The following is a 19671-nucleotide window of genomic DNA, read 5'->3' as shown; positions in this document are numbered from 1 at the left end:
CGCCCCGTCGAGGCTTCGCACTTCGAGGCCCGGCTTTGCCGGGCACCTCAGTGTGAAGCCGAACGGAGGCGCGCTGGCCGAGACTTCACCGGTTCGGCCTCAGGGCCCGAACACCGACCACCCGGCCGCCTTGGCGAGCCGTTCCAGCGCCATCGTGCCGAGGCGCGAGTTGCCGATCCGGTTGAGCCCCGGCGACCACACCGCGATCGACGCCTTGCCCGGCACGACCGCGAGGATGCCGCCGCCGACGCCGCTCTTGCCCGGTATGCCGACCTTGAAGGCGAAGTCGCCCGAGCCGTCGTAGTGGCCGCAGGTCAGCATCAGCGCGTTGATGCGCCGCGCCCGCTCGGACGACACCACCCGGCCGCCGACCGTCGGATGCCGGCCGTCGAGCGCGAGGAACCGCCCGGCGGCGGCGAGCTGGCGGCAGCTCATGGCGATGGCGCACTGGTGGAAATAGACCCCGAGCGTCAGCGCCGGATCGTGCTCCAGATTGCCGAAGGCGCGCATGTAGTTGGCGAGCGCCACGTTGCGATGGCCGGTCGCCGTCTCCGACCGTGCCACCGCCTCGTCGATGAAGACGTCGTCGTCGTCGCAGACGTGGCGGACGAATCGGAGAATTTCTCCGATCGCCACCTTCGGCGCGTGGCCGGCGAGCAGCACGTCGGTGACGACGAGCGCGCCGGCGTTGATGAAGGGATTGCGCGGGATGCCCTTCTCCGCCTCGAGCTGGACGATCGAGTTGAAGGGATTGCCCGAAGGCTCGCGCCCGACCCGCTTCCACAGATTGTCGCCGATCTTGCCCAGCGCCAGCGTCAGGGTGAAGACCTTGGAGATCGACTGGATCGAGAAGGGCTCGTCGGCGTCCCCCGCCGCATGGACCGTGCCGTCCGCCTCGATCACCGCGATGCCGAATCGCCCCGGATCGACCTTGGCGAGCTGCGGGATGTAGGTCGCGACCGCGCCACGATCCTCCTCGCGCGCCATGTCGGCGGCGATCTCGGCCACCAGCGTGGAGAGGTCGACGCTCACCGGTCGCCCTCCCACCCGTCGATCGTACGGCCCGCCGCCGCGGCGGCCTCGGGAAAGGCGGCGACCAGCGCATTGCGCCGCGCCGGAACGACGCCGCGTTCGGTGACGAGGCCGGTGACGAGGCGTGCCGGGGTGACGTCGAAGCCGTAGTTGGCGACCGGTGAGCCCTTCGGCACGATTCGCACCGTCTCCATCCGCCCGTCGGCGGTCTCGCCGCGCATGTGGGAGACCTCCTCGGCGCCGCGCTCCTCGATCGGGATCTCGGCGAGCCCGTCGGCGAGGCGGAAGTCGATGGTGGGGGAGGGGAGCGCGACATAGAAGGGCACGCCGTTGTCGTGCGCCGCCAGCGCCTTCAGATAGGTGCCGATCTTGTTGCAGACGTCGCCGTCCGCGGTGGTGCGGTCGGTGCCGACGATCACCACGTCGACCATGCCGTGCTGCATCAGATGGCCGCCGGTGTTGTCGGGGATGACCGTGTGCGGCACGCCGCGTTCGCCGAGTTCCCAGGCGGTGAGCGAGGCGCCCTGATTGCGCGGCCGGGTCTCGTCGACGAAGACGTGGATCGGCAGACCGGCGTCGAAGGCCTTGTAGACCGGCGCCGTCGCCGTGCCCCAGGCGACGCAGGCGAGGCGCCCGGCGTTGCAGTGGGTGAGCACGCTCAGCCGTTCGCCCGGCTTCTTCTTCGCCAGAATCGCCCGGAAGACCTCGAACCCGTGGTCGCCGATCGCCGAACAGATCGCCACGTCCTCTTCGGTGATCGTGGCCGCGAGGTCGAAAGAAGTACGCGCCCGCTCGCGCGCGGGCACGCACGCGAGCGCATCGCGCACGCGGTCGAGCGCCCAACGCAGGTTGATCGCCGTCGGTCGCGTCGCGGCGAGCCGTGCGTGCGCCGCCGCGAGCGAATCGTCGGAACCGTCGGCGCGCATCGCCAGCGCCATGCCCCAGGCGGCCGTCGCCCCGATCAGCGGCGCGCCGCGCACCCGCATGGTCTCGATCGCCTCGGCCGCGTCCTCGAGGGTCTCGAGCACCCGCAGGACCGCGCGATGAGGCAGTTCGGTCTGGTCGATGATCTCGACGAGCCCCTCGGCGGTCGGGCGGATGGATCGGTCGGGGAGGGTCATGTCGGTCTCCGGATGGGCGTGTGGGAAGCGAGACTAGACGGCTTCACGATTCGGATCGACCGCCTCGGACGAGTCGTCGCAGGCGGCCTCGAACCACCCTCCGAGCCTACGGCTAAATACGCAGGCGGATGGGCCGGAGGGGGCGGAAGGGCCGGCCCGAAGCGCGTATCGGGGCGGAAAAGCGTTGCCGGCATCCCATCGGGCACACCCGAGAAGGTGAACGAAACGTTGAGAAACTGCGGGGAATCGAGGGTTCGCGCAGTCCGAGTGTGACGACGATGCAACATCACTCCCGGAACAGGCCCGGCGACGCCCCCGGACGGCCTCGAGGGACTTCCCATCGGCGAACGACAGCGTATGTTGGCCTCGATCGGCGACATCGTGTGATCCTCGGCGTACGTCGGGAGTGGTCGGGCGATCCGGGGTCGGGTCAGGACCCGTCGTCGAAAACATACCTCCAGGGGGTTTCAACATGAACTTCAAGACCGTTCTTCTCGCCGCTGCCGCTCTCGGCGTCGCCGGCACCGCTCAGGCCGCCGACCTCGCCAAGAAGGCCCCGGCTGCTGCGAACTACGTGAAGGTGTGCGACGCCTACGGCGCCGGCTTCTTCTACATCCCGGGCACCGAGACCTGCCTCAAGATCTCCGGCTACGCCCAGGCCCAGTACAACATGTACTATGCCTCGAAGAACGCCGTCCTCGGCACTGGCCTCTACGGCTGGCATCGCGGCCAGAACGGCATCTCGACCGGCGCTCGTGGCGTCCTCGAGTTCGATGCCCGTTCGAACACCGAAATGGGCCTCCTGCGCTCGTTCATCGGTCTCGAAGCCAACAACAACTCCTACGGCGTCGGCAACGGCATGACGCTGAAGAAGGCGTTCATCCAGTTCGGCGGCCTCACCGCCGGCCGCGCGACCTCGTTCTTCGACTTCTGGACCGGCTACACCCAGGCCGCGTTCCTCGAGGCCGCCCACTCGGACGCCAACGTCAACCTGCTGGCCTACACCTTTGCCTTCGGCAACGGCATCTCGGCCACCGTGTCGATCGAAGACGCTTCGACCACCGACGACTCCGGCCGTCGCGTCGCCTATCCGGCTCTCTACGGTGGCGTGCACACCCCGGACCTGGTCGGCAACGTCAACATCGCGCAGGCCTGGGGCTCCGCCCAGATCATGGGCGTGCTGCATGACGACGTGTCCTCGACCCATGGCGTGAACGGCAAGCTCGGCTTCGCCATCGGCGCCGGCGTGCAGGTCAACCTCCCGGCTCTCGGCCCGACGACCGCCTTGGCTCTCCAGGCTGCCTACGGCAAGGGCGCTCTCGCCTACGTCTCGCCGTCCTTCGACGGTTCGGCCGTCGACTTCGGCGTCGCCGGCGACGTCAAGCAGAACACCGCTTGGGCGATCGCGGGTGGCCTGACCCACGGCTTCACCAAGACCATCTCCGGCAACCTCGAGGCGTCCTACGCCCAGTATCGTACCGACCGCGCTCTCGCGATCGGCGATTTCAACCAGTGGGACGTTCAGGGCAACGTGACCTGGTCGCCGGTCAAGAACCTCTCGGTCATCGCCGAGCTCGAGTACCGCAACGTCGACTTCTCGTCGGCTGCTCCGGGCCTCGACTATTCGGCTCTGGTCGGCGTTCTCCGCGTGAAGCGCTCCTTCTGATCGGTTCCCCGATCGGACTGAATTGGACCCGGCAGGCAACTGCCGGGTCCTTTTCTTTGTCGCTGCGAAAAGCCGCGTCGGATCGTCCGGCGCGGCTTTTCGCATGAAGGGAGTCGTCGGCCCGTCGATGCGATTCGGCGACGATTCGCGAACCGCCGTGATGCGGCCGAGCGAGTGGGGCGATCCGCGAGTTCGGACGATTCTCCGGGTCTGCGTGAAAACCCGGATACGTCGATCGCGCCCATAACGCCGTGCCTCGGCCGTGTCCGCCACATGTTTGGCCGGCTCGTGCCCAATTCGTGGTCTTCGTGCAACACATCGGTCCGGAACGCACCTCGAGGGCCTCGGAACCACCTCGGGGTGCTTCCAAAAGTCGAATGGTTCGATAGTGTCGTCGTGACCGGAGACGAGTGGTTCGCCAGCGGATCATCGTCGACGCCGGGTCGGGTCAGGGCCTCGGCCGGTTTCATTTCTCGACAGGGGGAACTCATGAACTTCAAGTACGCTCTCGCCGCTGCCGCGCTCGTCGGTATCGCCGGCACCGCCCAGGCCGCCGACCTGGCCAAGAAGGCCCCGGCCGCTGCCAACTACGTCAAGGTGTGCGACGCCTACGGCGCCGGCTTCTTCTACATCCCGGGTTCGGACACCTGCCTCAAGATCGGTGGCTATGCCCGCTTCCAGCTGACCGCGTACGGCCCGTCGCGCAACTGGAACACCACCCATGGCGGCGTCTATGGCTGGACCCGTGGCCAGAACGGCATCTCGACCCTCGCTCGCGGCTCGCTCAACTTCGACGCCCGTTCGAACACCGAGATGGGCCTCCTGCGCTCGTACATCGAGTTCTCGGCCGACAACGTCTCCTACGCTGCCGGCGGCGGCACGAACGTCTACCTGAACAAGGCGTTCATCCAGTTCGGCGGCCTCACCGCCGGCCGTTCGCAGTCGAACTTCGACTTCATCACCTCGTCGGGTCCGTTCACCCTGTCGTCCGGCTCCGGCCCGACGCCGGACGTGCTCGTCAACCTGCTCGCCTACACCTTCTCCTTCGGCAACGGCATCACCGCCACGCTGTCGATCGAAGATCCGTCGACCTCGGCCAACTCGAACCCGGCCGGCTCGACCCAGGCGCTGCGTCGCACCACCTACACCGGCACCAGCACCGGCACCTACGGCGGCGTGCACACCCCGGACCTCGTCGCCAACATCAACGTGACCCAGGCCTGGGGCTCCGCCCAGCTGTCCGGCGTCCTGCATGACGACGTGTCGGGCACCGACGGTGTCAACGGCAAGCTCGGCTGGGCGATCCTCGGCGGCGTGAAGGTCAACCTGCCGATGCTCGGCGAAGGCGACCTGTTCGGCATCCAGGGCACCTACTCGAAGGGCGCCGTGTACTACGCCTCGAACGGCTTCCAGGGTGGTTCGGTCGCGGTTGCTCGCGACTTCTACATCAACGGCACCTCGGTCGATCAGGCTTCCGCCTACTCGATCTACGCCGCTCTGACCCACAACTGGACCAAGAAGGTCTACACGACGGTCGGCCTCGGCTACACCGGCTTCGACGCTCCGAACGCCGCTTGGTCGACCACCACCGACGACTTCAACTACTTCGATGCGCGCGCGACCCTCGGCTGGAAGCCGGTGGCCGGCCTGCTCATCGCGGGTGAAGTCGGCTACGGCCGCGTCGACTACAAGAACAACACCACCGCTCGTCCGGATGCGGACAAGGTGCAGTTCGACCTGCGCATCCAGCGCACCTTCTGATCTCTCTCGAGATCGGGAATTGGGAAACCCGGCGGGCAACCGCCGGGTTTTCTCTTTTTCGGGGCCGTCGGTGCCGCAAGTGGGCGGCGGGATCGTCGCACCCCATGGCGGTTCTCGAGGATTGTCGCGCCTCGTGCGCGTGATAGTCTGACGCCGCGTCGTCGGTGGTCGGGCTCCGGCGGCGCCTGTCGCGCGAGCGCCGTTTGCCGCGGTCTCGCCCACGCCGAGCGAGGTCTTCCCGCATGAACCGATTCTCCTGGTTGATTCGCGATGGCCTGATCGCCGCCGTCGCCACTCTCGTCGCCGGCCTTCTGGCCTTCGGCCCGATCGCGGCAGACGTCTCGGGCCGCACCGCGGCCGATCTGAAGGCCGGTGATCGTGGCTGGGCCGCCGTCGGCATCGACGGCCGCGACGTCACGCTGACCGGCGTCGCCCCCGATCCCGAGCTGCGGGCACAGGCGGTCGCGGCTGCCGAAGCCGTCTGGGGCGTCCGCGTGGTCGCCGATGCGACGACCGTCCTGCCGCTCGCCGCGCCCTATCCGACGACCGTCGAGCGCAGCGCCGACGGCGTGAAGATCTCCGGCGCCGTCCCCAGCGAGCCGGCGCGCGCCGCGCTCCTGAAGCGGGCCGCGGCGCTGTTGCCGGGCTTGAAGATCGGCGACGAGCTGACGCTCGCCCGCGGTGCCCCCGCCGGCTGGGCCGAGCGCGTCGACTTCGCGTTCGCCCGCCTCGGCGGGCTGAAGTCCGGCGCCGTGAAGCTCGTCGGCGACGACCTCTCGATCGGCGGCGAGCCGCGCGACTGGGCGACCTGGCGGTCGATCGAGGATGCGCTGGCGAAGTCCTTGCCCGCCGGCATGCGCGTCGCGCTCGACACGCTCTTCGTGCCGAAGCCCGATCCCTATCGCCTCGGCCTGACGGCCAAGGGCGGTGCCGCCACCGTCGACGGCTTCCTGCCGGACGCCGCGGCGCGCGACAGAGTGCTGGCGGCGCTGAAGGCGCGCTTCGCTTCGGTCGACGACAAGACCGCGTTCGCTCCCGGCGCCCCGGCCGGTTTCGTCGAGGCGCTGGTGGCGCTCGCGCCGCATCTCGCCCGGCTCTCCGATCTCGACTTCGAACTGACCGGAACGTCGTCGAAAGTGGCGGGATCGGCCGCCACAGCGGAACTCGGTGAGGCGATCCTCGGCCGCATCAGGGCGCTGCTGCCGTCGGGTACGGTGCTCGCCGCCGCCCGCGTCGCCGCCCTGCCGCCGCCGCCTCAGGTCGCGCCGGCCGAGTGTCAGGGGGCGCTCGCCGCCGTCCAGTCCGGCGAGAAGATCCTGTTCGAAACCGGCAAGGCGACGCTCGACGAGGAGAGCACGCGGCTTCTCGACCAGTTGGTGGCGACTTCGCTGATGTGCGTCGACGCGCGCATCACCGTCGAGGGCCACACCGATTCTCAAGGAGACGCGGAGGCCAACCAGGCGCTGTCGGAGGCCCGTGCCAAGGCGGTCGTCGACTATCTGGTGGCCGGCGGCATCGCCGGCGGGCGTCTGACCGCGGTCGGCCTCGGCGCCACCCGTCCGGTCGGCGACAACGACAGCGACGACGGCCGCCAGCGCAATCGCCGCATCGAATTCCGCGTCGAGTGAGGAAGGATGCCGACATGACCTATCTGATCACGATGCTCTGGCCCTACATGGTCGCCGCCTTCGCCGTCGGCCTCGTGCTGAACTGGCGTCGGTCCGGCGCAGACACGGAATGAGGGGGCGATCGCCATGCTGATGCTGATCCTCGAGACCTTCGTCCTGATGCTGATCTCGGCCCTCCTCGGCTCGGCGCTCGGCCGCATGTTCAAGGAGGCCTTCGGTCCCTTCGGCGTGTGGGACGAGCCCTGGCTGCGCGAAGGCGGTGCGAAGCCGCCGGCCCCCGTGCTGCCGGCCGCTCCCACCCTGCTCGACGCTGCCGAACGCGCTCGCCTGAAGGCAGCCGCCGAGGCTGTGCCCGTCGCGAAGCCGGTCGCCGCTCCCGTGGCTCCGGCGGCTCCGGTCGTCGAATCGACGCCGGCTCCTGCCCCGGTCCCGGCTCCTGCCCCGGTTCCCGCCGCGCGCCCGACCGCCGGCGCGACGCCCCCGCCCAGCGACGAGGATCTCGCCCGCGCCGCGGCCGCCGACGCCCACGGCGAACGGCCGGCCGGTGCCTTCGAGGCCCACGGCGCCGAGGTCGACGATCTCGAGATCATCAAGGGCATCGGGCCGCAGAACCATGCGCGTCTCAACGCGCTGGGCATCTGGAGCTTCGCGCAGATCGCCGCCTGGACGCCGGAAAACGCCAAGTGGGTCGGCTCCTATCTGGCCTTCGTCGGCCGGATCGAGCGCGAGGACTGGATCGGTCAGGCCAAGGCGCTGATCGCCGCCCGCAAGGGCTGAGCTCGTCAAGGCAGGGGCGGGCTGCGGCTTGCGCCGCTGCCCTCACGCCCCGACGCGGTCGAGGAAGGCGACGAGGCCGTCGAGCGAGGCGTCGTCGTCGAAGAGCGGCGCATGCCCCTGATCGGGGATGGTCAGGCTCTCGAAGGCGCGGTGCCGCGCCGCCATCTCTGCGACCGTCTCCGCCGTCAGCAGATCCGACAGCGCGCCGCGCACGCCGAGCGTCGGCACGTCGGCGAGTGCGTCGAAGAACGGCCAGAGATCCGGCATCGGCGTGTCGGGCGTGACCCCGTCGAGCGTGCGGGCGAGGGCCGGGTCATAGTCCATCGCCGGCTTGCCCGCGACGTCGCGGAAGAGCCGTCGCGCATAGCGCTCCCACGCCGCCCGGTCGAGCGCCGGGAACTCGTCGCGATTGGCCTGCGCCAGCACCGCCACCATGGTCGGCCAGTCGATGCCCTCGGGCAGTGCCCGGCCGACGTAACTCTTGATCCGCATCAGCCCGGCGAGCTCGATCTTCGGCCCGATGTCGTTGAGCACCGCCGCTCGCACCAGACCCGGCGCCACCAGCGCCGCGATCATCGTGACGATGCCGCCGCGCGAGGTGCCGAAGGACGTCACCTCCGTGATTCCGAGACCGGTCAGCGCCGCCCGCGTGTCCTCGAGTTCCTGCACCGGCGTGTAGCGGCCGGGATCGGCGTCGTATTGCGAGGCGCCGCGACCGCGGAAGTCGAGGGTGACGCAGCGCCGCGCCGGCGAGGTGCCGTCGCCGGCGACGAGCCGGGCGATCGCCGGCTCGAAGTCGCGGGCATTGCGCGTCAGCCCCGGCAGGCAGAGGACCGGCCGGCGATCGGTCGGCCGCGCCGGCGCATAGTCGCGTCCCGCCAGCACCAGCCCGTCGGCGGAGAAGAAGCGGAACGGCCGATGCGGCGTGCCGCAGCCGTCGCGGGTCGTCGGCCCGAAGGCGATGCCGGAGGGGCCGGGCACGGTCTCCGGCGACGGGGCAGGGGTGGACGCGGTCACGAGGCTCTCCGAACGAAAAAGGGGCACCTCACGGTGCCCCCGATGATGCCTGCGAGGCAAGCCGGATCAGTTGCCGCCGAACCACGAGCCGAGGCCGGAAGGCTTGGGCTGCGGCACCGAGCCGGTCTGCGACGGCCGTGCGCCGATGCCGCGCCTGAGATCGTTGGCGATCTGCAGCTTCTGCCCGTCGAGGCGGAAGCGATAGACCTGCAGGTTCTCCAGCACCCGGTGGACGTAGTTGCGCGTCTCGGAGAAGGGGATGCGCTCCATCCAGTCGACGATGTCGACGTCGCCGGTGCGCGGATCGCCGTAGGCCTGCACCCAGTCGCGGATGCGCCCCGGACCGGCGTTGTAGCCGGCGATCGCCATGACGTAGTTGCCGTCGTAGTTGTCGACCAGCCGGTTCACATAGGCCGCGCCGAGGCGGATGTTGTAGGCCGGATTGTTGCGCCAGGCGTCGCGGTCGTAGGAGATGCTGAGGTACTTGGCGGCGTCGCGGCCGGTGTCGGGCATCACCTGGAAGATGCCGGTGGCCCCCGCCGACGAGACGACCGCCTGATTGAACTCGCTCTCCTGCCGCATGATGGCGAAGGCGAGCGACTTCTCGAGGCCGGAAGTGTCGACGCTCGGGTTCACGCCGATCGGGAAGGCGCGGACCTGCATGTCCATGCCGCGCTGGGCGCCCGCCTTGCCGACCGAGACGGCGAGGTTCATCCAGCCCTGCTTCTCCATCATGTCGATCACCGAGGCGATCTGGCCGGAGGACTTCAGCGTCTCGGCCATGTGGCGGGCGAAGACGGTGACGAGGTCCTTGCGGCCGATGCGGGCGAGACGGCGCATCGCTTCGAAGCGATCGTCGCGGTCCATCGCCGCCTGATCGGCCGACGAGACCGGGATGGTGCGGTCGAGGCCGAGATCGCTCATGCCGAGCTTGGCGCGCGCCATCTGGCCGTAGAAGGTGAAGCCGAACTCGGCCGCCTTGCGATAATACTCCGACGACGATCCGCCGCCGCCCGCCTCCGAGGCACGGCCGAGCCAGTAGTAGGCGCGGGCACGGGTCACCGGCTTGGCGCTGTCCTCCGCCACGGCGGCGAAATGGCGCATCGCCGATCCGGCGTCCTTGAGGAAGCGCAGCGCGTACCAGCCGGCGTGGAAGTCGGCTTCGGCCTGATTGGCCGGCGTCGAGCCGGTGTGGCCCTGGACGATGCGATAGGCGGTGCGGGCGTCGCCCATGTCGAGCAGCTTGCGGCTGACGATGCGCTTCTCTTCCCACCACTCGTCCGGACGGCCCATCTGGCGCGGGTCCTTCGGCGCCCGCATCAGCCATTCGGCCGCGTCCTTCCAGCGCTCGCTACGCCGGGCGTGCTGGGCGCGGGCGAAGACGTAGACCGGATCGTCGCGCAGCGCGCCGGGCACCGAATCGAGCATCGAACCGGCGTTGCCCTGCTTCTTCTCCACGGCCAGCACGGCGCGGGCGAGGGTCTCGTAGCCGCCGCCGAGCTTCTTGGCCGCCTCCATGCCGTCGCCGGCATGGCCCTTGAGGATGGCGAGGTCGAAGCGCGCCTTGTAGTCGCCCTGGCCGAGCAGTGAACCGAACTCGTTCTCGAGAATCTTCTGCTCGTCGTCGGCGAGCTTGTCGTCGCGATAGGCGAAGCGCGCCCACTGGGCGGCGTCCTGCTTGCGGCCGGTCTGCATCAGCGCCCGGGCGAGCATGATCTTGCCGCGGTTGGAATAGGGCTTGGAGCCCTGGAACGCCTGGATGACGTCTTCCGGCGAGGGCCGTTCCTTCTCCAGCGCCTGCTCGGCGCGGCGACGGAAGAGCTCGGGATCGGGCCACGAGGAGTTGGCGATGGCGAAGGCGGTGATCGCCTGGGCCGGCAGGCCGGAGCCCATGCGGATCAGGTACCAGTCGACGATCTTCTGATCGAGCCGGTCGAGATCGGACCGCATCGAGTTGACGGCGGAGACGTCGCCGCGTGCCGCAGCGGCGAGTGCCCGCGTCAGGTCCTCGGCCGAAACCGGCATGATCGAGAGGGCCAAGCCGGCGAGGGCGGCCAGTCCGAGGCACGTGGCGCGAGCGATCCGTCTGGTCAGGGCCGGCATCGATGTGTCCTCGTCTGCGGCTCGGCGGGCTTTCGCCGTGACCGGGTCCGTCCAATGCGAATACTCGCGACCGAACGTCCGGACGGCGTGTCCGGCGGGCGCGATGAGAGGCGATGTCCGACCCTAGGTCGCGCACGGTGAACAAAACCTTACTCGCTCGTCGAACGCCGCGGAACCCGCGGTTTTCGCCGCCTCCGCGACGGGGCGTCCGAGTTGCGTGCGCGCCCGCCTCGGACTATTGTCGCCGCCCGTCCGTTCGGGGGCCGCCCCGCGTCGGGCGACCATGATGCTCGCGCGCGAGCGATTTTTCCAGGTTCCGAAAGGGTTCCACGATGTTCAAGGGCTCGATCACCGCACTCGTCACGCCGTTTTCGAACGGAGCGGTGGACGAAAAAGCCCTGCAGGACTTCGTCGCCTGGCAGATCGCGGAAGGCACCAACGGCGTCGTGCCCTGCGGCACCACCGGCGAGAGCCCGACGCTCTCTCATGCCGAGCACAAGCGCGTGGTGGAACTGACGATCGAGGTGGCCAAGGGCAAGATCCCCGTCATCGCCGGCGCCGGTTCCAACAACACGGCGGAAGCGATCGATCTGGCGACCCATGCCCAGAAGGCGGGGGCGGACGGTGTCCTCGTCGTCGCGCCCTATTACAACAAGCCCAGCCAGGAAGGGCTCTACCGCCACTTCATGGCGATCGACGCGGCGATCGACATTCCGATCATCGTCTACAACATCCCGCCCCGCTCGGTCGTCGACATCTCGGTCGAGACCATGGACCGGATGTTCCGTGACGGCCGCAACATCAAGGGCGTGAAGGACGCGACCGGCAATCTCGCCCGTCCGGCCCAACAGCGCATGGTGTCGGGCCCCGGCTTCGTCCAGCTCTCGGGCGAGGACGCGACCGCGATCGGCTTCAACGCCCAGGGTGGCGTCGGCTGCATCTCGGTGACGTCCAACGTCGCGCCCCGCCTCGTCGCCGCGTTCCAGGCGGCGATGGCGAAGGGCGACTATGCCGGTGCGCTGGCGATCCAGGACAAGCTGATGCCGCTCCATCGCGCCATGTTCCTCGAGCCGAACCCGGCGGGGCCGAAGTATCTCGCCTCGGTGCTGGGCAAGATGAAGAACGAGCTGCGCCTGCCGCTGGTCGAGGCCTCCGCCTCGGTCCGCGCCGAACTCGAGGCGGCCGCGAAAGTCGCCGGCATCCTCTGACCGAAAGGCGACCGTCATGGCGGCCGAAAAGGGCGGCGAGCGCTTCAAGCTCGCCGCCGAGAACCGCAAGGCGCGGTTCTCCTATCACATCGTCGATACCTGGGAGGCCGGCATCCAGCTGACCGGCACCGAGATCAAGTCGTTGCGCGGCGGTCGTTCCAACATCACGGACGCCTATGCCGCGCCCTACGGCACCGACATCTTCCTCTACAACTGCTACATCCCGGAATATCTCCAGGCCAACCGCTTCAACCACGAGACCCGTCGTCCCCGCCGGCTGCTGCTCCACCGCAAGGAGATCAACAAGCTGATGGGCGCGGTGGAACGCGAGGGCATGACGCTCGTCCCCCTCGACATCCACTTCAACGAGAAGGGTCGCGCCAAGATCACGCTCGCGCTCGCCAAGGGCAAGAACGCCGCCGACAAGCGCGAGACCGAGAAAGAGCGCGAGTGGAACCGCGAGAAGTCGCGGTTGATGAAGTACAAGGAGTGAGGCGGGCCTCAGCGCCCGAGCGTCGGTGTCTGCTCCGCGCTTTCCCGGCGCAGGCGCTCGAGCCGATCCAGCCGCTCCGCGCGCTCGAGATCGACGGCCGCCAGATCCTGGGCGCCGTTCGCCGCGTGGAGCCTCGCGCGCAGGTGGAGAGCGGAGACGAGGTCGGGGTCGGATGCGAGCGCGATCTCGGCGAGCCTCATAGCCTCCTTCCGATCCCCTCGCATGAGCTGCAGCGCCCCGAGGTTGCAGGCTGCGGCCGCGTAGCGCGGATCGATGGCCAGAGCCGCCTCGAAGTCGCGCTGTGCCTCGTCGTCCCGGTCGGCGATGACGTTGACGACCCCTCGCCCCGACAATGCCCGAACCGACCGGGGATCGACGGCGAGCGCCCGGTCGAAGTCGGCGCGAGCCTCTGCGAGACGTCGCGCGCCGATCCGCAGTGCGCCGCGTCGGGCGAGAGCCGCCGCATCGTCGGGTGACTTTTCGAGGATCTGGTCCCAGAGGCGCAGAGCGGTCTCGCGATCACCCATCTTTTCCATCGCTTCGGCGATCGGTCTCAGGATCGTCACCCCTTCGGGCGAAACCGCCGCGAGCCGTTCGAAATAGGGAATGGCGGCGCGAGGGCCTTCGGCACCGGCCAACCGGGCGCGTTGCAGCAGCAGGCCCGGAGACGCGGGATCGATCGCGTGCCCGCGATCGAGATCGGCCCGCGCACCGTCGGCGTCGCCGTCTGCCATCTTCAGTTCGGCGCGCAGCGCCAGAGCATCGACGTCGTCGGGCGCGAGTTCCAGGGCGCGATCGATCGCTTTTCGTGCAGCTTCCCGCTTCCAGACCCGCTCGAGTGCGGCGGCGCGCAGGACGAAGTCGCGCGTGGTCGTGGCCGGGGCCTCCGCCACGTTCGTCCAGGTCGCCGCCGCCGCATCGGTGTCGCCGACCGCCTTCTGTGCATCGCCCAGCGCGATCCGCGCGTCGCGGTCGTCGGGCGTGCGCGCGACGAGCCGGCGACAGGCATCGAGCCGGCCTTGCGGCGGTCCGTCGTGACAGGCGTCGGCGAGCGGATCGTCCGGCCCGACGTCGGCCCGAACCGGTGTGGCGACCACGAAGGCCGCGATGGCGATCGCCGTGAGCCAGCGCTTGATCCGCACGATTGCCCCCCGTCCGGAACGACGGAAAGAGGAAAGCGCGCCTCGCGCATTCATGCAACTCGAGATTTCAAAATCGTCGCGCGCGGTTGTCTCACCCGCGCATGGCCGCGGCGATCCCGTCGAACACGCTGCGGAACATCGCCCGTGTCAGCCGTCCCGTGTTCGTGTTGTAGCGCGAGCAGTGGTAGCTGTCGTGGAGGCGGAGCCCGTTCTTCAGCCGGTGGATCGCACCATGGGCGAAGGGATGCGCCGAGGGCTTCTCGCCGACCGTCCTGAGGAAGGTCTCGTGCGCGACGCGGCCGAGCGCCAGAACGTCGGTGAGGCCGGAATGGGCGGCGAGCGTCGCGACCAGGAACGGCCGGCAGGCGTGGACTTCCGCGGGCGTCGGCTTGTTCTCCGGCGGCACGCAGCGCACGGCGTTGGTGATCAGTGCACCGACGAGCGCCAGCCCGTCCTTCGGGTCGGCGCGGAAGGTGCCGCGCGAGAAGCCGTAGTCGGAGAGCGTCTCGTAGAGCAGGTCGCCGGCATAGTCGCCGGTGAAGGGCCGTCCGGTGCGGTTCGCCCCGCGCACGCCCGGCGCCAGGCCGACGATCAGCAGACGCGGATCGCTGCCGGTGAAGCTCGGCACCGGCGCATTGAACCAGCCCGGCTCCTTGGCGCGCCAGTCCTCGCGGAAGGCGACGAGACGCGGGCAGAGCGCACAGTCGCGCGCCGGATCGAGGAGGGGCTTGGCCGAAGGCATCGCGGAGACTCGTCGGTGGAGAGGCAGGAGGCTCTACATACGACGACGCGCGCGAGGCGAGAACCACGCGCGCGTCGATGAAGGGCAGGCGAGGGGATCGCCGACGGGCTCACGCCTCGTCTTCGTAGTCCTCGTCGTCGGCTTCCGGCTGCGGCCGGCGCTGAGCCTGGGCGTCGCGCTCGGCCATGCGGGCCATGCGCTCGGACGGGTCGCGGCCGATGCGGTTCTGCAGCGTGGCGAGATCGACGAAGAGGTCGGCCTGACGGCGCAGCTCGTCGGAGATCATCGGCGGCTGGGTCTGCAGCGTCGAGATGACGGTGACCTTCTTGCCCTTGCGCTGCAGCGCCTCGACCAGACGGCGGAAGTCGCCGTCGCCGGAGAACAGCACGATGTGGTCGATGTGCTCGGCGAGCTCCATGGCGTCGACGGCGAGCTCGATGTCCATGTTGCCCTTGAGCTTGCGGCGCCCGGCGGCGTCGAAGAACTCCTTGGTCGGCTTGGTCACGACCTTGTAGCCGTTGTAGTCCAGCCAATCGATCAGCGGACGGATCGAGGAATACTCCTGATCCTCGATCAGCGCGGTGTAGTAGAAGGCCCGCAGCAGATAACAGGACGCGCGGAACTCCTGCAGCAGGCGCTTGTAGTCGATGTCGAAACCGAGCGCCTTGGACGTGGCGTAGAGATTGGCGCCGTCGATGAACAGCGCGACTTTTTCGCGGGGGTCGATCATGGTGTGATGACGTCCGTATTCGGGTGACGATGACCCGCCGGCATTCGTTCTGTTGAAATTCGGCCGACGGGCGACAAATGCCTGCGAATATCGGCTGCGAGGGCCAAAAATGAGGGTGTCCTCGAAGCTGCAGGCCACCCTTCTTAACCGAATTGTAGCGGCGCCACCAGTAGTCATTCGCGCGTGTTCGTCTTCCCTGACGTAAATTGAAAGTGAACGAAGAGTTGTGATACTGGGAAATAAACGAAATCATGACGCGAATTCGATCGGGTTGCGCGGCTTGATCGTCGCCGTGGTGGATCGTCGCAGTGTCTCGTTCTATGGTTCCGCGAGGTCATCGACTCGTGGACCGCGGGGCCACGGTGGTGCGCGATCGAAGAGGAAGAGTTCATGGGGATCGAGAAGATCATCGGCAACTACGACGACGCGCAGTCTCTGGGATCGCGCTTCCGGCGGCGGCGTTTCGCGCCGCTCCTGAAGACGATCGAGCGCATCTCGGCCGCGAAGGGTTCGGTGTCGATCCTCGATATCGGCGGCATGGAGCGCTACTGGAACATCGTGCCGGCCGACGATCTCGCACGGCTGAAGGTCCGGATCACGCTCCTGAACCTGCCCGACGACGTCAAGGAGCCGACCCGACCGGACATCTTCACGGCGGTCGAGGGCGACGGTCGCACGCTGCCCTTCGCCGACGGCGCCTTCGACATCTCCCATTCCAACTCGGTGATCGAACACGTCTTCGGCTGGCAGCAGAAGAAGACCTACGCCCACGAGGCGATGCGCATGGCCGACGTCTGGTTCCACCAGACGCCGAACTACTGGTTCCCCTGGGAACCGCACTACGGCCTGCCGATCTTCCACTGGCTGCCCGAACCGATCCGCATAGCGATCACGCTGCGCCGTCCGCTCGGCTGGACGCCGAAGTCGAAGGACGTCGGCGAGGCGATGGGCGTCATGGAATACGCCACGCTGCTGACGCGCGCCCAGTTCGCCTTCCTCTTTCCCGGCGCCACGGTGGTCGACGAACGCTTCCTCGGCATCGTCAAATCCTTCGTCGCGATGAAGGGCATCGACCCCGCGTGAGGGGAGCCGACAGGGCCATCGCTCGAAGCCGCACTTGCGGCTTCCGGCGCCGACTGGCGCCGTGCGCAGCGGGCCTCTCGGCGTGGTAGTCCACGCCGAGAGGCGCATAGCGAAGCGAAAGCCAAGGCGGCGGATGCCGCCGCCGGCGACTGAGGCAAGCTGGAATCTGGGCAATCGCTTTCGGGCGATTGCCCTGGGAGGGCGATTCGACGTTGCTTTTCGGCGGCGATCGCCTTATGTGTCCGCTTTCGAATCCCCCGCGCCCCGTCAGGAGAGAAGAATGGCCCGCGTCACGGTCGAGGATTGCATCGACAAGGTCGAGAACCGCTTCGAGCTGGTGCTGCTGGCGAGCCATCGCGCGCGCATGATCTCGTCCGGTTCGCCGATCACGATCGATCGCGACAACGACAAGAACCCTGTGGTGGCGCTGCGCGAGATCGCGGAAGAGACCGTCAGCCCGGAAGATCTGAACGAGGAGTTCATCCACTCGCTCCAGAAGTTCGTCGAAGTCGACGAGCCGGAGCCGGAGGCCGTGCCGCTCGTCGCCATTTCCGCCTCGTCGGACGACGATTCGGAGATGCAGTTCGACCGCATGTCGGAAGAAGAACTGCTGCGCGGCCTCGAAGGCCTCGTGCCGCCGGACAAGGAGGAGGAGGACTGATCTCCTCCCGACCTTCCGAGAGTTCCGACGCCCGCGTTTCGCGGGCGTCTTCGTTTTCGGGCCTGCCGGACGTCGTGAACGCCCGGTTTTCGCTCCGAAGAGCGCTCCGCTGCCCTCTGCCGCGTGAAGAATGCATGCGCGACGCACTGGCGGGGGTCGTTTCCCGTCTGTAAGATCGTCGACGCGCTCTCCGAACACGATCGATCCGAGGTCATCGCCCCCACCATGATGCGTCAGTACGAACTCGTCGATCTGGTGAAGCGATACAATCCCCGTTGCGACGAGGCCCTGCTCGACAAGGCCTATGTCTACGGCATGATGAAGCACGGCTCGCAGAAGCGCGCCTCGGGCGACCCCTATTTCTCCCATCCCCTCGAAGTCGCGGCCATCCTGACCGAGATGCGGATGGACGACGCCACGATCTGCACCGCGCTGCTGCACGACACGATCGAGGACACCGACGCCACCAAGGTCGACATCTCCGCCAAGTTCGGCGCCGAGATCGCCGAACTGGTGGACAGTCTGACCAAGCTGAAGAAGCTCGACTTCGTCTCCAAGAAGACCGAACAGGCGGAGAACTTCCGCCGCCTGCTGCTGGCGATCGCCGCCGACGTGCGGGTGCTGCTGGTCAAGCTCGCCGACCGCCTCCACAACATGCGCACCCTCCATCACATGCGCGAGGACAAGCGCGTGCGCATCGCCGAGGAGACGATGGAGATCTATGCGCCGCTCGCCGGCCGCATGGGTATGCAGAACGTCCGCGAGGAGCTGGAGGACCTCTCCTTCCGCACCCTCCAGCCCGACGCCTATGCCTCGATCGTGACGCGGCTCGACCTGCTGCGCGAGGAGAACAAGAACCTCATCCCGGCGATCGAACAGGCGCTGACCGAAAAGCTCTCCTCCGACGGCATTCCGGCGCGGGTGAAGGGGCGCGAGAAGCGGCCCTGGTCGATCTTCAACAAGGTGCAGCGCAAGGGCCTGTCCTTCGAACAGCTCTCCGACATCTTCGGCTTCCGCCTCGTCGTCGAGAGCCTGCACGACTGCTACCACGCGCTCGGCATCGTCCACACGACGTGGTCGATGGTCCCCGGCCGCTTCAAGGATTACGTCTCGACGCCGAAGCAGAACGACTACCGCTCGATCCACACCACGGTGGTCGGCCCCGGCCGCCAGCGCGTCGAGCTGCAGATCCGCACCGAGGAGATGCACCGCTTCGCCGAATACGGCATCGCGGCCCACGCCCTCTACAAGGACGGCGACAAGATCTCCGGCGGCCGCAACATCGCCGATCTCTCCAAGGAATCGGGCGCCTACGCCTGGCTGCGCGAGACCATCGAGCGCCTCAACGATCCTAACCTGAACCCGGAGGAATTCCTCGAGAACACCAAGCTCGAGCTGTTCCAGGACCAGGTCTTCTGCTTCACGCCCAAGGGCCGCATCATCGCCCTGCCGCGCGGCGCGACGCCGATCGACTTCGCCTATGCCGTCCACACCGACGTCGGCAACACCTGCGTCGGCGCCAAGATCAACGGCCGCGTCCGTCCGGTGATGACCGAGCTCGCCAACGGCGACGAGGTCGAGGTTCTGACCGCCAAGGCGCAGATCCCGCCGGCGGCCTGGGAGCAGATCGCGGTGACCGGCCGCGCCCGCGCCGCCATCCGCCGCGCCACCCGCGACGCGGTGAAGAAGCAGTTCGGGGGCTTGGGCAAGCAGATCCTCGAGCGCGCCTTCCAGCGCGTCGGCAAGGAATATTCGGAAGCCGTGCTCGCCGGTTCGGTCTCGCGCCTCGGCCAGAAGCAGGTCGGCGAGGTGCTGGCCGCGGTCGGCCGCGGCGAGATCGCCTCGGAAGTGGTGCTGCGCGCCGTCCACCCCGAACTCTTCGACGACCGCGGCCGCCAGATCCCGCGTCCGGTGCTCTCCGGCGAGGGCTGGTTCGATGCCGGCTCGACCTCGGGCGTCATGAAGTTCCGCGTCCCCGACGGCGGTTCGGACGATCGCACCTCGATCCCGATCCGCGGCCTGTCGGGCGACCTGCCGGTGCGCTTCGCCCCCAATGGCGGCGCCGTGCCGGGCGATCGCATCGTCGGCATCCTGACGCCCGGCCAGGGCATCACGATCTACCCGATCCAGTCGCCGGCCCTGAAGGAGTTCGACGAGGAACCGTCGCGCTGGCTCGACGTGCGCTGGGACATCGACCCGGCGGCCCCGTCGCGCTTCCCGGCGCGCATCTCGCTGAACTCGCTGAACGAGCCGGGCTCGCTCGCCCAGATCGCCCAGGTGATCGCCGAGAACGACGGCAACATCGACAACATCAAGATGATCCCGAAGGCCGCGGACTTCCACGAGATCCTGATCGATCTCGAGGTGTGGGACCTGAAGCACCTGACGCGCATCATCAACCAGCTCCGCGCCAAGCCGATCATCGCCTCGGCCAGTCGCGTGAATGGGTGAGTGGCGGTCCCGGCGCGGCACGCGCCGGGACGAAATCGTCCATTGGACGATTTCGA

General features: G+C 68.3%; 16 protein-coding genes. 9 read left to right on the top strand and 7 right to left on the bottom strand.

Annotated elements, in window-relative coordinates; all coding sequences use genetic code 11:
- Positions 1-99: 99 nt before the first annotated feature.
- Together ACT53U_RS06240 and mtnA are read right to left on the bottom strand one after the other, a co-directional pair.
- On the bottom strand, positions 100-1032 hold the full coding sequence (locus ACT53U_RS06240; RefSeq protein ID WP_476153565.1) for a glutaminase: 933 nt from the start codon (positions 1030-1032) through the stop codon (positions 100-102).
- Positions 1029-2153 (bottom strand): S-methyl-5-thioribose-1-phosphate isomerase, encoded by a 1125-nt coding sequence (mtnA, locus tag ACT53U_RS06235; RefSeq protein WP_476153564.1) that lies wholly within the window; start codon positions 2151-2153, stop codon positions 1029-1031. Before mtnA ends, ACT53U_RS06240 begins: the two co-directional genes overlap by 4 nt.
- 472 nt (positions 2154-2625) lie before the next feature.
- On the opposite strand from mtnA, the gene ACT53U_RS06230 reads away from it, so the two are divergent.
- The 4 genes from ACT53U_RS06230 to ACT53U_RS06215 all read left to right on the top strand — a co-directional run bounded on the left by ACT53U_RS06230 (position 2626) and on the right by ACT53U_RS06215 (position 7985).
- The gene (locus ACT53U_RS06230; RefSeq protein WP_476153563.1) at positions 2626-3819 is read left to right on the top strand and encodes a porin; all 1194 of its coding nucleotides are present in this window, start codon (positions 2626-2628) and stop codon (positions 3817-3819) included.
- 489 nt (positions 3820-4308) lie between these two features.
- Entirely contained in the window at positions 4309-5580 is a 1272-nt protein-coding gene (locus ACT53U_RS06225; RefSeq protein ID WP_476153562.1) for a porin, read from the top strand.
- 242 nt (positions 5581-5822) lie between these two features.
- Positions 5823-7208 (top strand): OmpA family protein, encoded by a 1386-nt coding sequence (locus ACT53U_RS06220; RefSeq protein ID WP_476153561.1) that lies wholly within the window; start codon positions 5823-5825, stop codon positions 7206-7208.
- Between the two features lie 126 nt (positions 7209-7334).
- The gene (locus ACT53U_RS06215; RefSeq protein ID WP_476153560.1) at positions 7335-7985 is read left to right on the top strand and encodes a hypothetical protein; all 651 of its coding nucleotides are present in this window, start codon (positions 7335-7337) and stop codon (positions 7983-7985) included.
- 42 nt (positions 7986-8027) lie between these two features.
- Here the strand turns inward: ACT53U_RS06215 and ACT53U_RS06210 are convergent, their stop codons facing one another.
- Together ACT53U_RS06210 and ACT53U_RS06205 are read right to left on the bottom strand one after the other, a co-directional pair.
- Positions 8028-9002 (bottom strand): alpha/beta fold hydrolase, encoded by a 975-nt coding sequence (locus tag ACT53U_RS06210; RefSeq protein ID WP_476153559.1) that lies wholly within the window; start codon positions 9000-9002, stop codon positions 8028-8030.
- A gap of 66 nt (positions 9003-9068) precedes the next feature.
- Positions 9069-11105: a lytic transglycosylase domain-containing protein gene (locus tag ACT53U_RS06205; RefSeq protein WP_476153558.1), complete on the bottom strand. Its 2037-nt coding sequence runs from the start codon at positions 11103-11105 to the stop codon at positions 9069-9071.
- Between the two features lie 332 nt (positions 11106-11437).
- Between ACT53U_RS06205 and dapA the strand changes: the two genes are divergently transcribed.
- Complete coding sequence (dapA, locus tag ACT53U_RS06200; protein WP_476135957.1) at positions 11438-12313, top strand: 4-hydroxy-tetrahydrodipicolinate synthase; 876 nt, start codon at positions 11438-11440, stop codon at positions 12311-12313.
- A gap of 16 nt (positions 12314-12329) precedes the next feature.
- Complete coding sequence (gene smpB / locus ACT53U_RS06195; protein WP_476135959.1) at positions 12330-12806, top strand: SsrA-binding protein SmpB; 477 nt, start codon at positions 12330-12332, stop codon at positions 12804-12806.
- A gap of 8 nt (positions 12807-12814) precedes the next feature.
- On the opposite strand, the gene ACT53U_RS06190 is transcribed toward smpB, so the two are convergent.
- The 3 genes from ACT53U_RS06190 to ACT53U_RS06180 all read right to left on the bottom strand — a co-directional run bounded on the left by ACT53U_RS06190 (position 12815) and on the right by ACT53U_RS06180 (position 15420).
- Entirely contained in the window at positions 12815-14002 is a 1188-nt protein-coding gene (locus ACT53U_RS06190; RefSeq protein ID WP_476153557.1) for a tetratricopeptide repeat protein, read from the bottom strand.
- A 37-nt stretch (positions 14003-14039) separates the two neighbouring features.
- Positions 14040-14690 carry a uracil-DNA glycosylase gene (locus tag ACT53U_RS06185; protein WP_476153556.1) on the bottom strand — a complete coding sequence of 217 codons (651 nt, stop codon included), beginning with the start codon at positions 14688-14690 and terminating at the stop codon, positions 14040-14042.
- A 109-nt stretch (positions 14691-14799) separates the two neighbouring features.
- Positions 14800-15420, bottom strand: coding sequence for a LabA-like NYN domain-containing protein (locus tag ACT53U_RS06180; RefSeq protein ID WP_476153555.1), 621 nt, complete (start codon positions 15418-15420; stop codon positions 14800-14802).
- 390 nt (positions 15421-15810) lie between these two features.
- On the opposite strand from ACT53U_RS06180, the gene ACT53U_RS06175 reads away from it, so the two are divergent.
- From ACT53U_RS06175 to ACT53U_RS06165, 3 genes are all read left to right on the top strand, one after another.
- Entirely contained in the window at positions 15811-16503 is a 693-nt protein-coding gene (locus ACT53U_RS06175; RefSeq protein ID WP_476153554.1) for a methyltransferase domain-containing protein, read from the top strand.
- A gap of 280 nt (positions 16504-16783) precedes the next feature.
- On the top strand, positions 16784-17164 hold the full coding sequence (gene rpoZ / locus ACT53U_RS06170; protein ID WP_476153553.1) for a DNA-directed RNA polymerase subunit omega: 381 nt from the start codon (positions 16784-16786) through the stop codon (positions 17162-17164).
- 225 nt (positions 17165-17389) lie between these two features.
- Positions 17390-19615 (top strand): RelA/SpoT family protein, encoded by a 2226-nt coding sequence (locus ACT53U_RS06165; protein WP_476153552.1) that lies wholly within the window; start codon positions 17390-17392, stop codon positions 19613-19615.
- The last annotated feature ends 56 nt before the right edge of the window (positions 19616-19671 follow it).

It is taken from the genome of Pinisolibacter sp. DMC19 (assembly GCF_056313985.1).
Note: the sequence above shows the minus strand (reverse complement) of the source record. Positions and strands in the feature narration are given on the sequence as shown.